The following is a 13,671-nucleotide window of genomic DNA, read 5'->3' as shown; positions in this document are numbered from 1 at the left end:
CCCGACGAGGCGGTCAGTGCAGCCCCTGCCACCTCTGCAGCAGTCCCCGCCGGGCGGCGGGCGCGGGCGGCGGCACGGGGGCGCCCGGGGCGCCCGCTCCCATACGTGCCAACGCCTCGGTCAGGGTGCGGACGTAGGCCTCGTCGGCCAGGATCCGGACGTGCTCGTACGGGTAGGCCAGCCGCTCCTCCGCCGCCAGGATCCGGCGCAGCAAGGGCGCCGACGCGGCGGCCGGGGCGCCGATCCCACCGAGGCGGCGCACCGCTTCCCGGGTCGGGAGGGCCGGCATGCCCGTCCACTGCGGGTCCACCTCCGCCAGCAGCACCTGCACGGCGGGTTCCGCGTCTGCGGTGATCCGCCAATACGCGTGGGCCGCGGCGACGCGGATCCACGCGCCGGGCGATTCCATCAGAGCGCGCACGGTGTCCGCGTGCGCGGCGGCCAGCGCTCCGAGGTCGGCGAGGAAGGGCAGGCCGTGGCTCGCGCTCCCGGAACCCGCGGCCGCACCGCACACGCCGAGGGCGAGCGTCGGATCGCCGGTGACCCTCCAGTGCGCCCAGGCGGCCAGCCGCGGGTGGTGGCGGGCGGCCTTCGGGGCGCGACCGGTGGCGAAGTCGGCCAGCCTGTCGGCGGCGACGGCCGCGGCCGGGCCGATCCGGCCCAGGACGCGCAGGGCGTCGTAGGCGTAGGGGCCCTCCAGGTACGGGAGCACCTCGGGCACGGCGGACGCGGAGTCCGGACCCCACTGTGCGAGGAGTTCGAGGACGGAGGTGCTGGCGTGGTACCGCGGCGGATCCCGGCGCAGCACCGTCCGCATCGCCGGGAGCAGCTCCGCGGCGGGCAGTGCGGCCAGGACGCGGACGTGGATGCGGTAGGTCGGGAAGTGGCCGTCCTGCGCGAGGCGCCGCAGAGCGGGCACCGCCCGGAGGTCGCCCATTCCGGCGAGGGCGGAGGCGAGTTCGTCCCCGCGCCCGGACCCCTCGTCGAGGGCCTTGGCGATCCGGTCGGCGTGCGCGGAGACGGCGGGCCCGGCCTGGGCCAACGCCTTCGCGGCGTCCCAGCGGTGGCGCGTGTCCTCGCAGACGGCCGTGACGACGGCGTCCCAGCAATCGGGGCCCGGCCGCCGGTAGCGGTACACGGCCTTGACGGCCGAGCCCGGGGTTCTCACGCGGTGGCGTACGCGACGAAGCCGAGCCAGGCGGCGGGGGTGAGCGCCAGCCGGCCGCCGTTGGCCACCTTGGAGTCCCGCACGAGGACGGTGCCGGGCAGCTGGGCGACCTCGATGCAGTCGGCCCCGTCGGCCGTGCTGTAGCTGCTCTTGGCCCAGGCGACCTCGACACAGTTGGGTCCGTCGTTGGTGCTGTAGCTGCTCTTGACCCACGTCAGTGTGGAGAGGCCCTCAGCCGACGGCTTGATGCTCATGTCTCCCCCAGTACCTTCTCGATGAACGTCAGAGATTCGCGAGGCGTCAGAGCCTGTGCTCGGATCATGCCATAGCGCATGTCCAGGACCTGGACCTCTTTGGGTTCAGTGATCAAGCGGCTGACCAGCTGAACTTCGTTGTGCCCGACTGTCGTTCCATCCTTGAGGCGCATGACCGTGAGGGATCCGGCGAGGCCTGCGTGCTCCTCGACGGAGGTGGGCATCACCTGGATCTCCACGGTGCGCAACTGGCCGACCTCCAGCAGGTGCTCCAGTTGGCGGCGCAGCACCATTTTGCCCCCGACAGGCCGCCGGAGAACAGCCTCTTCCTGCACGACGGTCAGCAGTGGGGCCGGATGTCGCCGGAGGACGTCGTGGCGCGCCACCCTCGCCGCTACCAGGCGCTCGATCTGATCCTCCGAGTAGGCCGGGCGCCTCACTGCGTAGAGGGCACGGATGTACTCCTCGGTCTGAAGCAAGCCCGGGACCACGCCGTTGTCGTACGAACCGATCTCCACCGCTTCGGATTCCAACTTGGCCAGATCCCGAACCTTCTTCGGGTAGCGGGCCTTTTCGACGTCCACCTTCATCGCGGCGATCTTCCCGTCCGCCCCGAGGACCTCGTCCGCCTTGTCCAGGAACTCCGGGCGCGGAATGCGGGTGCCGCTTTCGATCTTGCGGGTCAGGTCCGCCCCGTAGCCCATCCGTTCAGCGAATGCGGAACGGTCGAGTCCAGCGGCCTCCCGCCACATTTTCAACTGGCGTCCCACTGCCGCGACGACCGCCCCGGATTCGTCCTCCGGATCGAGTGCCCAGCTCGACTCGTCCGTGCCCTCTGCGCTCACTGCCACCTCCGTTGGCCTGCAACTCCCTTCAGGCTAAGCACGGATGCGCACGTCGAGGCACAGGAATCAGAAAGTCCGATTTCACCGGATCGAGGTTTTCACGGTCCGGTGGAGCGATGGCCGGTGACGCTCGACGCCTAAAGACAAACAACCGGGGGAAATGACCTCTCCTCACCTCCCCCTCCCCTCTCACTCGGACGGGTGAATCCCCCCAACCCGGCTGGCGCATATGCCAATCCGTCGGGCACGCTAACCCCCGACAACCCCATAAACGCAATTCGGCCCTCGTACGGGACGCCAATCCCGCCGAGGGCCTGACCAAGAGAAGGCATCCACCCTTCCATGGCTGACCAGCAGTTTAGCGCGCCCTCGCGCGCCCCGTCGGGCATCCGGCACATCAATCACGATCACCGCCGCGGCTACGTCAAGATCGGCAACCACCTCGCCCAGCACCGCGGGTTGAGCATGGGCGCGATCGGCCTGGCCACGCACATCCAGTCCCTCCCGGCGGGTGCGAAGGTCACCATCAAGGCCCTCGCCGAACGCTTCCCCGAGGGCGAGGTCCGCATCGCCGCCGCCCTGCGCGAGCTGGAGGAGCACGGCTACCTGGCCCGCTACCACGAGAGGCTCCCCACCGGCCGGATCGTGACCTGCACGGTCTCGTACAACAACCCGCCCGCGATGGCGGCAGCGGCTCGCGAGCGGCGCGCCGAGCCCGTCGGGGCCGAGCCGAAGCCGGCTCCCGAGCCGGACCCCGAGCCGGAGCCGGACCCGGCCCCGGAGGCGGACCCCGCCCCGGCCATCGCCTCCGCAGTCGAGCTCCGGGCCCGTGAGCTGCTGGCGCGGCTGCGGCTGCGCGATCCCCGGCTCGTACTGTCCGAGCGGGACACCGTGCGGCTGGCGCCCGCCGCGGGCGTGTGGCTGGAGCGGGGGCTGACGGCGAGCTCCGTCATCGACGCCCTGACCCGCTCGCTCCCCACGGCGCCCATCCACTCCCCGGCCGCGCTGACCGCCCACCGCCTGCGGGAACTGGTGCCGCCCCGGCTGCCGGACCCCGGCCCGTCCCGCCCCGTACCGCCCGACCGGGAGATCCACCCGCTCCGCACCTGCGACGGCTGCGACCGCGCTTTCCGCTCCCCCGTCCCGGGCCGCTGCCGCGACTGTCCGCCCCCGGACGCGCGGGCGGCGTAGACCGGCTCAGTGCGTGCGGGCGAGGAAGAGGTCGTTGAACAGGGTCATCGGGATGCCCCCGCCATGGGCGTCCAGGACCTCGGCGGTCTCGGCGAGAGCCTCATCGCGGCGGGCGGCGGGCAGGACGCGGTAGCACGAGAGGGAGGCCAGACATCCCAGATAGCGGTCGGTGTCGTAGTCGAGGTCCTGCCGGTACCGGACGGAGCGCAGGTCCGTGAACCGGCCGTCGCGGCGGCATTCGTCCTCCGGCCAGGCGGCCGGCAGCCCGGCCCAGTGGCCCGGTACCTCGCCGAAGGAGGACGCCAGGACACCGTGCGCAGCGCCGGTGACCCCGTGACGGCGGTCGACGGCGGCCAGCGCGGCGTGCAGATCCGCGTCACGGACCCCCTGCGGGTTCCAGAACAACGCCAACGCCCCGCCCGGCGCCAGGGCGTCGTGGACCAGGTCCCAGCGCCGTTGCGGATCCGTCCAGTGCCAGGAGGTGGCGGCGAAGGCCAGGCCGAAGTCACGGCCGTCCGGGCGCCAGTCCTCGAACGCGCCGACGTGCACCCGTACCGGCACCCGCGCCCCCGGGCCGTTCTCGGTGTTGCGCCGCAGGACCTGCGCCATCCGCGCGTCGGGCTCGACGCACACCAGCTCCGCGAACGCCCCGCCTGACGCCCCGCCGAGGGCCTCCGCGAACGCCACCGTGGCCTTGCCGGTGCCCGCGCCGATCTCCAGCGCCGCGCGCCCGCGACCGCCCGGCGCCGCGTACGCCACCACCTCCGTGACCAGGGCGTCCACGTACCCCGGGCGGGCGGCGTCGTAGACCTCGGCCACCTCGCCGAACACCCGGCTCCGTACCATGTCGACCATGTCTTCCCCTCCTTCGCCCTACACCGCCTACGCCCCGTAGAAGAGGTCGTCCACCACCGCTCGGGCGCGGCGGGTGATGCGGCGGTAGTCGTCCAGCAGTTCGCCGGCCGTGCCCTCCGCGTAGCCCAGGTAGCGGCCCACGGCCGCCAGTTCGCGGGCCTCCGAGGGGAAGGTGTCCCCGGCCCGGCCGCGGACCAGCATCACCGCGTTGCGGACCCGGGTGGCGAGTACCCAGGCCTCGTCCAGGATCTGCGCCTCCTCGGTCGGGATCAACCCGGCCGCGTGCGCGGCGGCGAGGGCCTCGCGGGTCCGGGTGGTGCGCAGGCCCGGTTCGGACCAGGCATGCTGCATCTGGATCAGCTGGACGGTCCACTCGACGTCGCTGAGGCCGCCGCGGCCCAGCTTGGTGTGGAGCGTGGGGTCGGCGCCGCGCGGGAGGCGTTCGGACTCCATCCGCGCCTTCAGGCGGCGGATCTCCCGTACGGCGTCCTCGCCGAGGCCCTCCATCGGGTAGCGCAGCGGGTCGATCAGCTCGATGAAGCGGGCGCCGAGCTCGATGTCGCCCGCGACCGGTTCGGCGCGCAGCAGGGCCTGGCTCTCCCAGGTCAGGGACCAGCGCCGGTAGTACGCGGCGTATGAGGACAGCGTGCGGACCAGGGGGCCCGAGCGGCCTTCCGGGCGCAGGTCGGCGTCGATGAGCAGCGGCGGGTCTGCGGTGGGGAGTTGGAGCAGCCTGCGCATTTCGGCGATGACGGTCTGGGCGGCCTTCGCGGCCTCCTGCTCGTCGACGCCCTCGCGGGGTTCGTGGACGAACAGGACGTCGGCGTCGGATCCGTAGGCGAGTTCGTGGCCGCCGAAGCGGCCCACCCCGATGATCGCGAAGCGGGTGGGCAGGGTCTCGCCCCACTGGTGGCGGACGGCGGCGCGCAATGCTCCGGCGACGGTGGCGGCGGTGAGGTCGGAGACGGCGCCGCCCACCCGGTCGACGAGGGCTCCGGTGTCCTCTTCGGCCGGGCGGTCCTCCGTGCCGTACGAGCGGATGATGTCGGCGGCGGCCGTACGGAACAGCTCGCGGCGGCGGACCCCGCGGGCGGCCGCGACCCCGGCCTCCGCGCTTTCGGCGCGGCCGACGGCGGCGAGCACCTCCTGCGCGAGGGCCTCGTGCGTACGGGGCGCGAGCCCGCCGGGGTCACCGAGCAGGGCGACGGCTTCGGGGGCGCGCATCAGCAGGTCGGGGGCGAGCCGGCCCGCGGACAGTACGCGGGCCAGGTTCTCGGCGGCGGCGCCCTCGTCGCGCAGGAGCCGCAGGTACCAGGGGGTCTTGCCGAGCGCGTCGGAGACCTTGCGGAAGTTCAGCAGGCCGGCGTCCGGGTCGGCGGAGTCGGCGAACCAGCCGAGCATCACCGGGAGCAGGGTGCGCTGGATGGCGGCCTTGCGGGTGACGCCGGAGGCGAGGGCTTCGAGGTGGCGCAGGGCCGAGGCCGGGTCGGCGTAGCCGAGGGCTTCGAGGCGCTGGCCGGCGGCGCGCGGGGAGAGCCGGGTCTCGCCGGGGGCGAGCTGGGCGACGGCGTCGAGCAGCGGCCGGTAGAAGAGCTTCTCGTGCAGGCGCCGGACCACGGAGGCGTGTCGGCGCCAGGCCTTGTTGAGCTCGGCGACGGGTTCGGTGCGCAGGCCCAGCGAGCGGCCGAGGCGGCGCAGGTCGGCCTCGTCCTCGGGGACGAGGTGGGTGCGGCGCAGCCGGTACAGCTGGATGCGGTGCTCCATGGCGCGCAGGAAGCGGTACGCGTCGTTCAGCTGGGCGGCGTCGGTGCGGCCGACGTAGCCGCCGGCGGCGAGGGCGTGCAGGGCGTCGAGGGTGGAGCCGGAGTGCAGGGTGGCGTCGCTGCGGCCGTGGACGAGCTGGAGCAGCTGGACGGCGAACTCGACGTCGCGCAGGCCGCCGGGGCCGAGCTTGAGCTCGCGGTCGACCTGGGCGGCGGGGATGTTGTCGACGACGCGGCGGCGCATCTTCTGGACGTCGGCGACGAAGTTCTCGCGCTCGGCGGCGTGCCAGACCAGCGGCGTTATGGCGTCGATGTACTGGGCGCCGAGGTCCGCGTCGCCGGCGACGGCGCGGGCCTTGAGCAGGGCCTGGAACTCCCAGGTCTTGGCCCAGCGCTGGTAGTAGGCGAGGTGGGAGGCGAGGGTGCGCACGAGCGGGCCGTTGCGGCCCTCGGGGCGCAGGTTGGCGTCGACGGGCCAGATGGTGCCCTCGATGGTGGTCTCGGAGCAGATCCGCATGAGGTGGGAGGCGAGGCGGGTGGCGGCCTGGATGCCCTTGCCCTCGTCGGTGCCGGGGGCGGTCTCCCCGACGAAGATGACGTCGACGTCGGAGACGTAATTGAGCTCGTTGCCCCCGCACTTGCCCATGGCGATGACGGCGAGCCGGCAGGCGGCCGCGTCGTCCGGGGCCGCGGCGGACGCGATCCGCAGGGCGGCGCGCAGGGTGGCGGTGGCGAGGTCGGCGAGCTCGGCGGCGGTCTCGGCGACGTCGATGGTGCCGCAGACGTCGCGGGCGGCGATGGAGAGCAGGCAGCGGCGGTAGGCGACGCGCAGGACGACGGGGTCGTGGGCCTGGGCGAGCCCCTGTTCGAACTCGGCGAGCCCGGGGTGCAGGTCGGCGGCCTCGTACGTGACGAGCGCGTGCCAGTCGCGGGGGTGGCGGGCGAGGTGGTCGGCGAGCGCCTCGGAGGCGCCGAGCACGCCGAGGAGGCGGTCGCGCAGCGGCTTGGCGCTGACGAGGGTGTCGAGGAGTACGGGCCGCTCGTCCTCGCTCTGCGCCTCGGCGAGCCGGACGAGCCCGAGGAGGGCGAGGTCGGGATCGGCGGTGGCCCCGAGGGCGTCGAGGAGCACCGGATCGGTGCGTACGGAGGCCAGCGCGTCGGAGTCGAGCAGCCGGGCGGCGGCCGAGGGGTCGGTGAAGCCGCTGCGCAGCAGCCGCATGAAAGTACTGCTCCTGCGTCCCGGGACTGTCATCCCGCCGCCTCCCGCGTACGTCGCCGTCGCCGCCACTGCCACTGCCACTGCCCGTGCGGGCCTGGGGGGAGCCTAGCCGGAGCAGGCGTTCGACTCACCGGCCCGACCGGGCACGTACCATGATCCCGATTATCGGATTATCTGCATAAATACGGACGCTTTACCTCCGCTCCCGCCCGACCCCCGAAGGACCCCCATGCCCGAACGACCCCCCTCCCAGGGTCCCACCCCCTGGCCGGGCGGACCGGGCGCAGACCCCCTCGCCGATCCGCCCCGCGCTGCCGCATCCGGCGGCCGGCGCGCCGCACGGCGGGCGCGGGCCGCCGCGGCCTCGGGGCAGCGGGGCGCACGCGCCCGGGCCCGGGTCGTCAAGGGGATCGCCGGCGCTGCCGCCGTCGCGGCGACCTGCATGCTCCTGCTGCGCGGCAGCGAGGCCCTCAGCGGGATCGGCGGCATCAGCGGCCTCGGCGGGATCAGCGGAATCAGCGGCCTCGGCGGCGATCGGCACGGCCCCGCTCCGGCCTCCGCCGTCGACGCCCCCGACCCCGGCCGGGTGCTCCAGATCGTCGCCCACCCCGACGACGACCTGTACTTCATGAACCCCGACCTGCGGTACTCCATAGCCGCCGGCCACCCCGTCACCACCGTCTACCTCACCGCCGGCGAGGCGGACGGCATCAACGCCACCGAGGGCAAACAGAGCACCACCCCGCCCAACAAGCCCGCCTACGCCGAAGCCCGCCAGAACGGCATCCGCGCCGCCTACGCCAAGATGGCGACCGGCGACCGCGGCAGCGCCTGGAAGCGCACCGTCGTCCCCACCAAGGGGGGCGGCCACGCCGAGGTCGACGTCCTCGTCGCCAAGCCCGAGGTCAACCTCGTCTGGCTGCAGCTGCGCGAGGCCGGCACCGTCTACGACAGCGCCCCCGACAGCCTGCACGGCCTGTGGGACGGCAAGGTGGCGGCGCTCGGCGCCCAGCTCTCCTCCGGCACCCCCGTCAAGCAGCGCTTCTCGTACTCCAAGGACCAGGTCGTCCGCACCCTCGTCGGCGTCCTGGAGCAGTACAAGCCGACCACCGTCCGCGCCCAGGACCCGACCCCCGGCCGGTTCCCCGACACCAGGAAGTACACCGACCACCAGGACCACTTCTACGGCGCCCGCTTCGTGCAGGCCGCCCTCGCCTCGTACGCGAAGGACGTCGACGCGAAGGACCGCCCGCACTTCGCGGTGCAGAACTACGTCGGCTACTTCAACGGCTCCCTGCCCAGCGCCCTGGACCCCGACGAGGCCAAGGAGAAGCTGGACATACTCGACACGTACGCCTGGCTCGACAAGCAGAACCACTGCGGCAGCGACGCCGGCTGCGGCGACCTCAAGGTCGCCGACCACCCCGCCGGCAACGGCTGGACCTCCACCGTCAACTACGCCCGCGGCACCGGCACCTCCTGGCTGACCTCCGACAAGGACCACGGCCTGTGGGCCTTCAAGGTGCTCGACGGCCAGGTCGCGCTCTGGCACCGCTCAGGCCCCATCGGCGCCTGGAGCGGTCCGCGCCTGCTGCCCGGCACCGGCATGGACCCGGGCGCGGCCACCGTCACCCTGCCGGACGGGCGGATCGCCGTCTTCGGCACCCGTACGTCGTTCGGCGCGCGGCCCGCGGAGTACCGGCGCGAGGTCGTGTACTGCGTCCAGAAGGGCCCCGGCGCGCAGGAGTTCGGGGACTGGCAGTCGCTCGGCACGCCCGAGACCTCCGACGAGAACTGGACCTCCGACATCAGCGCCCCCGCCGTCGCGCTCGACGGCACCGGGCAGCCGGCGGCGTACGTCCGCGACGGCGCGGGTTCGCTGCGCGGCCGGGTGCAGTCGGCGAACGGCAGCTGGGGGCCGTGGACCTCGTACGGCGGCGCCGACCTGCACGGCACCCCGGTGACCGCCACCGACGGCGCCGGTCGGCGCATGGTGTTCGCGGCGACCACCAAGTCGGTGGTGGGCTGGGTGCAGCCGAAGCCGGGCGCCCCGCTGGGGCGGGCCACCCCCACCGGGCTGCCCGACACCACGCTCCCGCTCACCGCGGAGGGGCACGAGGGCGGGGTGCGGCTGTGGTTCCGCAAGCCGGGCTCGGGCAATGTCCGTACCGCCCTGGTGACGGGCGAGGGCGGGCTGAAGGTCAACCACCTCACCGACCTCGGCGGGCTCCAGGGCTTCGGCTCGCTGACGGCGAGCGGGCACGTGCTGGCCGGACGCTCGGCGGGCGGGCTGCTGGGCTCGGGCCTGGGGCCCGGGCGGCCGTGGGAACGCTCGCCCCTGATGTTCGTCGGGGCGCCGTCGGCCACGACGACCGGCAGGAACCTGGTCAGCCTGGCGGTGGTGGGGCTCGACGCGCGGCTGTACGTGACCTCGTCGGCGGACGACGCGGACGCGCACCTGGCGCCGTGGCTGCCGGTGGGTCCGCGCAACGCGGAGCGTTAGCGCCCGCACCCGCCCTGCGGGACGAGGTACGCGGACGGCGGGGGTCGCCGGGCACGGCTCGGCGGGCACGGCTCGGCGGGCAGCAGGACAGCCGGTCGGCGACTCATCGGGCATTTCGGTGAACCAACTCCCGTGTTTTGGCCTCTCAATGAACGAGCCGACTGAACTGCCGTTCATCCCGCCCGGAACGACCCCAAGGCGTGCCCGATGCCGATTGCCCGTCGCCGTTTCCTCCTCGCGGCGCTCCTTCCCGTACTCACCGTCGGTGCCACCGGCGTGCTCGCCGTCGCGACCGGCCAGCAGACGTCGGCAGAGGCCACCGCCACCCCGGAGAACCCGGACGCCGCGATCGTCGCGAGCACCACGTCCGGATCGGTCGTCCAGGTCGTCGCCCACCCCGACGACGACCTGTTCTTCATGAACCCGGACCTCAGCCGCTCACTGACCGCCGGCCTCCAGCTCACCACCCTCTACCTGACCTCCGGCGAGGCCGACGGCCGCAACGAGGCCGACGGGTCCGGCCTCAAGGACCCCGCGCAGCCCGCCGACCGCACCCACTACGCGGAAGCCCGGCAGAACGGCATCCGCGCCGCCTACGCCCAGATGGCCACCGGCGACCGCACCAGCGCCTGGAAGCGCACCGTCATATCCACCGCGGGCGGCGGGCGGGCCGAACTCGACGTCCTCATCGCCCGGCCGCAGGTCAACCTGGTCTGGCTGCAGATGCGCGAGGCCCGCAATCCCACCGCCGAGAACCCGGACAGCCTGCGCGGCCTGTGGAACGGCAAGATACCCGCGCTCGGCGCCCAGTTGACCTCCGGAACCCCGGTCAAACAGAGTTACGCGTACACCAGGGACCAGGTGGTCCAGTCGATAGCCGGACTGCTCGCGCTGTACAAGCCGACGACGATACGGATGCAGGACCCGACGCCGGGCCGGTACCACGACACCGGCAAGTACACCGATCACCAGGACCACATGTACGGAGCGCGCTTCGTACAGGCCGCCACCGCCGCGTACGCCGCCCAGGTCACCGACCGGCCGCGGTTCTCGGTGCAGAACTACCTCGGCTACCACAACGGCACCCTGCCGCACGCGCTGGACCCGCAGACGGCCGAAACGAAGACCGGCTTCCTCAAGACGTACGCCTGGCTCGACCACCAGAACTACTGCGGCAGCCCGTCCGGTTGCGGCGACCGCAAGGTGGCGAGCAGCCCCACCGGCCGCAACTGGGCCCAGTCGCTGCGTTACGCCCGCGCCGACAACACCTCCTGGCTGGCGGCGGGCGTCGGCGGCCGGCTCTACGCCTTCGCCGCGCTGGACGGGCAGATGGCGCTCTGGACCCGGCCGGGCGGCGGCCCGGGCGGGGGAGGCTCCGCCGCCTGGACCGGCCCGCAGCTGCTCCCCGGCACCGGCATCGACCCGGGCGCGAGCACCGCCCGCCTCCCCGACGGCCGCGTCGCGGTCCTCGCCACCCGTACCGCCCTGGGCACCGGGCCGTCGGACTACCGGCGCGAGATCGTGTACGCCGTCCAGGCCGCGCCCGACGGCCCGTTCGGGCCGTGGCAGTCGCTCGGCACCCCCGAGGGCGCCGACGAGGAGGGCACCTCCTCGATCAGCGCGCCCGCGGCCGCCGTCACCCCGGACGGCCGGCTGGCCGTCTACGTCCGCGACTCCCGCCGCACCCTGCGCGCCCGCGAGCAGCAGCCGGACGGCGTCTTCGGCTCCTGGCAGCGCCTGGGCGGCGAGGACCTCCAGAGCGACCCGGTGACGGCGGTGGACGCCACCGGGCGGCGCCAGGTGTACGCCACCACCACCAAGTCGGTGCTCACCTGGACCCAGCCCGCCCCGGGCGCCCCGCTCCAGGGGCCGTTCCCGACGGGCCTGCCGGCCACCACGGTCCCGCTGTCGGCGGCTCCGGAGGGCGCGGGCGTCCGGCTCTACTTCCGGCGCCCCGACTCGGGGGTCGTCCGTACGGCCCTGGTCACGTCCGGCTCCGGCAAACCCCAGGTCTCCAGCGTCACGGAGGCCGGCGGCCGGGCGGGCTACGGCGCGGTCGGCGTGGCGGGCCGCCTCCTGTCGGGCCGCGCGGACACGGGCACGGTCGCCGCGACGAGCCTGGGCGGCCCGCCGGCGTGGACGGAGTCGCAGATGCAGTACGCGGGCGCCCCCGCCGGAGTCCTGGAACCGGCGGGCTCCACGACGACGGCGGTCATCGGCCTGGACGCGGAACTCCACATCACCACGACGGCCCCCACCACCCCCGCCCCACGGACCCCCTGGCACCGAGCGGTCCCCCGGACGTAGCCCGGGCCACCACGCCGGCCGGATCGCACGGGGCGACTGCATCCGTCGTCGGCGGGATCGCACGCACCTCCGCTTCGATGTCCGCCATGGCACTCCGAGAGGAGCGCCCGTGGGCCGCCTGCGCAGATCACGCCGCCGCCTCCACGGTGATCGGTTGAGGCCGAGGAGCCGCTGGGCGCGGTCGTTACGGCGAAGTGCCTGCGCGGCGTTCTTCCAGAGTCCCTTGCGGATCTGACGCCTCTCTTTTCACCCGGGCGAGGCGCTTGTCGTTCAGCACGGGCAGGACCGCGAAGGCAGTGAGCGCCATGGCGGTGCCACCGACGTAGAAGGCGGCGGGGATCCCGAAGAACTTCGCCACCAGGCCGCCCCCGATCCCTCCGACGGTGAAAGCGCCCACGGCGACGGACCGGTAGGCCGCGGTGACGCGGCCCATCAGCTCGTTCGGCACGATCTGCTGTCGGAGTGTGACGACCTGGATGGTCTGGATCAGGACGACGAAGCCGTCCAGCGCCATGAAGGCGACGGTGGCCGCCGGGCTGATCGCCAGTCCCATGCCGATGACGGACCCGGCCGACAGCAGGTTCGTCACCAGGATCAGCGTGCCGATCGGCATCCACTCGCCGGCCTTGCCGGCCACGAGGCCGCCGATGACCGCGCCGATGGCACCGGCCGCGAGCAGTACGCCGTACCAGCCGGAGGCGACACCCAGCACGTCCGTGGCAAGGAGCACGAGGATGCCGTAGGTGGCGGCGCTGACGGCGTTGCCCATCGCCGCGACGACGCTCAGCGACCGCAGCGTCGGCGACGACCAGTACCACCTCGCGCCGACGGCGATGTCCGCGGCGACGCCCTTCACCGTCAGGGGTTCCGCGGACGGCTCCTGTCGGTGCCGGGTGGCTGAGGGGATCAGCGCCAGCAGGCCGACGGCTGCCAGATAGCCGCCGGCGCCGAGCACGAACGGGGCCGCGGCCGCGGAGGCGAAGAGGAATCCGCCCATCGGCGGCCCGACGAACTCGTTGCAGATGACGAACGTGGTCTGCAGCCGTCCGTTGGCCCGGCCCAGGTCGTCCGGGGCCACCAGGATCGGAAGCCACGCCGACGACGAACTGTCGTAGAGCGTCTCGGCCGTCCCGATGGCGAAGAAGACCGCGTAGAGCAGTGGCATGGAGACGGCGTCGCCGAGGACCGCCACCGCGAGGGCCGCGAATCCGGCGACGCGGATCCAGTTCGCCGCCTGTGCGACACGCTTTCGGTCCAGCCGGTCCGCCAGGGCTCCGGATATGAAGGCCAGGACCAGCCACGGGGCCCGCTGCGCCACGGTGATGCCGGCGATCAGGGCCGGGTCGTGGGTCATGGAGGCCGCGAGCAGGGGTGCCGCGGCCAGGCTCACCCCGTCCGAAAGGTTCGACGTGGCGGTGGCTGCCCACAGCTTCTGGAAGGGCCGTCCCCCGGGTGCGGGGTCCATCGTCAGTTCTCCTTGGATGAGGCTTCACCGGCCACGGCTCCGGGCCGGTGGTCAGTGACCACCGGCCCGGAGTGCCGTGCGTGCCCGTCGGGGCTGTGAGC

9 protein-coding genes are annotated in these 13,671 nt (G+C 73.5%); 3 read left to right on the top strand and 6 right to left on the bottom strand.

Annotated features, from left to right (window positions below):
* Positions 1–13 precede the first annotated feature (13 nt).
* Genes AB0M92_RS26480 through AB0M92_RS26470 form a run of 3 tightly spaced genes read right to left on the bottom strand, consistent with a single transcriptional unit; the run spans position 14 to position 2,267 of the window.
* Entirely contained in the window at positions 14–1,168 is a 1,155-nt protein-coding gene (locus tag AB0M92_RS26480; RefSeq protein WP_366104788.1) for a hypothetical protein, read from the bottom strand.
* On the bottom strand, positions 1,165–1,422 hold the full coding sequence (locus tag AB0M92_RS26475) for a DUF397 domain-containing protein (protein WP_366104787.1): 258 nt from the start codon (positions 1,420–1,422) through the stop codon (positions 1,165–1,167). The genes AB0M92_RS26480 and AB0M92_RS26475 overlap by 4 nt, the downstream gene beginning before the upstream one ends.
* Positions 1,419–2,267, bottom strand: a complete 849-nt coding sequence (locus tag AB0M92_RS26470; protein ID WP_366104786.1) for a helix-turn-helix transcriptional regulator — start codon at positions 2,265–2,267, stop codon at positions 1,419–1,421. The genes AB0M92_RS26475 and AB0M92_RS26470 overlap by 4 nt, the downstream gene beginning before the upstream one ends.
* A gap of 342 nt (positions 2,268–2,609) precedes the next feature.
* On the opposite strand from AB0M92_RS26470, the gene AB0M92_RS26465 reads away from it, so the two are divergent.
* Complete coding sequence (locus AB0M92_RS26465) at positions 2,610–3,458, top strand: helix-turn-helix domain-containing protein (protein ID WP_366104785.1); 849 nt, start codon at positions 2,610–2,612, stop codon at positions 3,456–3,458.
* A gap of 6 nt (positions 3,459–3,464) precedes the next feature.
* Here the strand turns inward: AB0M92_RS26465 and AB0M92_RS26460 are convergent, their stop codons facing one another.
* The gene (locus tag AB0M92_RS26460; protein WP_366104784.1) at positions 3,465–4,313 is read right to left on the bottom strand and encodes a class I SAM-dependent methyltransferase; all 849 of its coding nucleotides are present in this window, start codon (positions 4,311–4,313) and stop codon (positions 3,465–3,467) included.
* A gap of 27 nt (positions 4,314–4,340) precedes the next feature.
* Positions 4,341–7,328 carry a bifunctional [glutamine synthetase] adenylyltransferase/[glutamine synthetase]-adenylyl-L-tyrosine phosphorylase gene (locus tag AB0M92_RS26455; protein ID WP_366104783.1) on the bottom strand — a complete coding sequence of 996 codons (2,988 nt, stop codon included), beginning with the start codon at positions 7,326–7,328 and terminating at the stop codon, positions 4,341–4,343.
* Between the two features lie 196 nt (positions 7,329–7,524).
* Here AB0M92_RS26455 and AB0M92_RS26450 point away from each other — a divergent pair, with 196 nt between their 5' ends.
* Positions 7,525–9,798: a PIG-L family deacetylase gene (locus AB0M92_RS26450; RefSeq protein ID WP_366104782.1), complete on the top strand. Its 2,274-nt coding sequence runs from the start codon at positions 7,525–7,527 to the stop codon at positions 9,796–9,798.
* 207 nt (positions 9,799–10,005) lie between these two features.
* Positions 10,006–12,105, top strand: a complete 2,100-nt coding sequence (locus AB0M92_RS26445; RefSeq protein WP_366104781.1) for a PIG-L family deacetylase — start codon at positions 10,006–10,008, stop codon at positions 12,103–12,105.
* A gap of 184 nt (positions 12,106–12,289) precedes the next feature.
* On the opposite strand, the gene AB0M92_RS26440 is transcribed toward AB0M92_RS26445, so the two are convergent.
* Complete coding sequence (locus AB0M92_RS26440; protein ID WP_366104780.1) at positions 12,290–13,570, bottom strand: MFS transporter; 1,281 nt, start codon at positions 13,568–13,570, stop codon at positions 12,290–12,292.
* Between the last annotated feature and the right edge of the window lie 101 nt (positions 13,571–13,671).

This window comes from Streptomyces sp. NPDC051582, from assembly GCF_040681715.1.
GTDB lineage: Bacteria > Actinomycetota > Actinomycetes > Streptomycetales > Streptomycetaceae > Streptomyces.
Note: the sequence above shows the minus strand (reverse complement) of the source record. Positions and strands in the feature narration are given on the sequence as shown.

Excerpts from the sequence above, each read along its gene's own strand:
- AB0M92_RS26445 (WP_366104781.1), top strand. The coding sequence starts at position 10,006 with ATGCCGATTGCCCGTCGCCGTTTCCTCCTCGCGGCGCTCCTTCCCGTA.
- AB0M92_RS26440 (WP_366104780.1), bottom strand. The coding sequence starts at position 13,570 with ATGGACCCCGCACCCGGGGGACGGCCCTTCCAGAAGCTGTGGGCAGCC.
- AB0M92_RS26475 (WP_366104787.1), bottom strand. The coding sequence starts at position 1,422 with ATGAGCATCAAGCCGTCGGCTGAGGGCCTCTCCACACTGACGTGGGTC.
- AB0M92_RS26450 (WP_366104782.1), top strand. The coding sequence starts at position 7,525 with ATGCCCGAACGACCCCCCTCCCAGGGTCCCACCCCCTGGCCGGGCGGA.
- AB0M92_RS26465 (WP_366104785.1), top strand. The coding sequence starts at position 2,610 with ATGGCTGACCAGCAGTTTAGCGCGCCCTCGCGCGCCCCGTCGGGCATC.
- AB0M92_RS26460 (WP_366104784.1), bottom strand. The coding sequence starts at position 4,313 with ATGGTCGACATGGTACGGAGCCGGGTGTTCGGCGAGGTGGCCGAGGTC.
- AB0M92_RS26455 (WP_366104783.1), bottom strand. The coding sequence starts at position 7,328 with ATGACAGTCCCGGGACGCAGGAGCAGTACTTTCATGCGGCTGCTGCGC.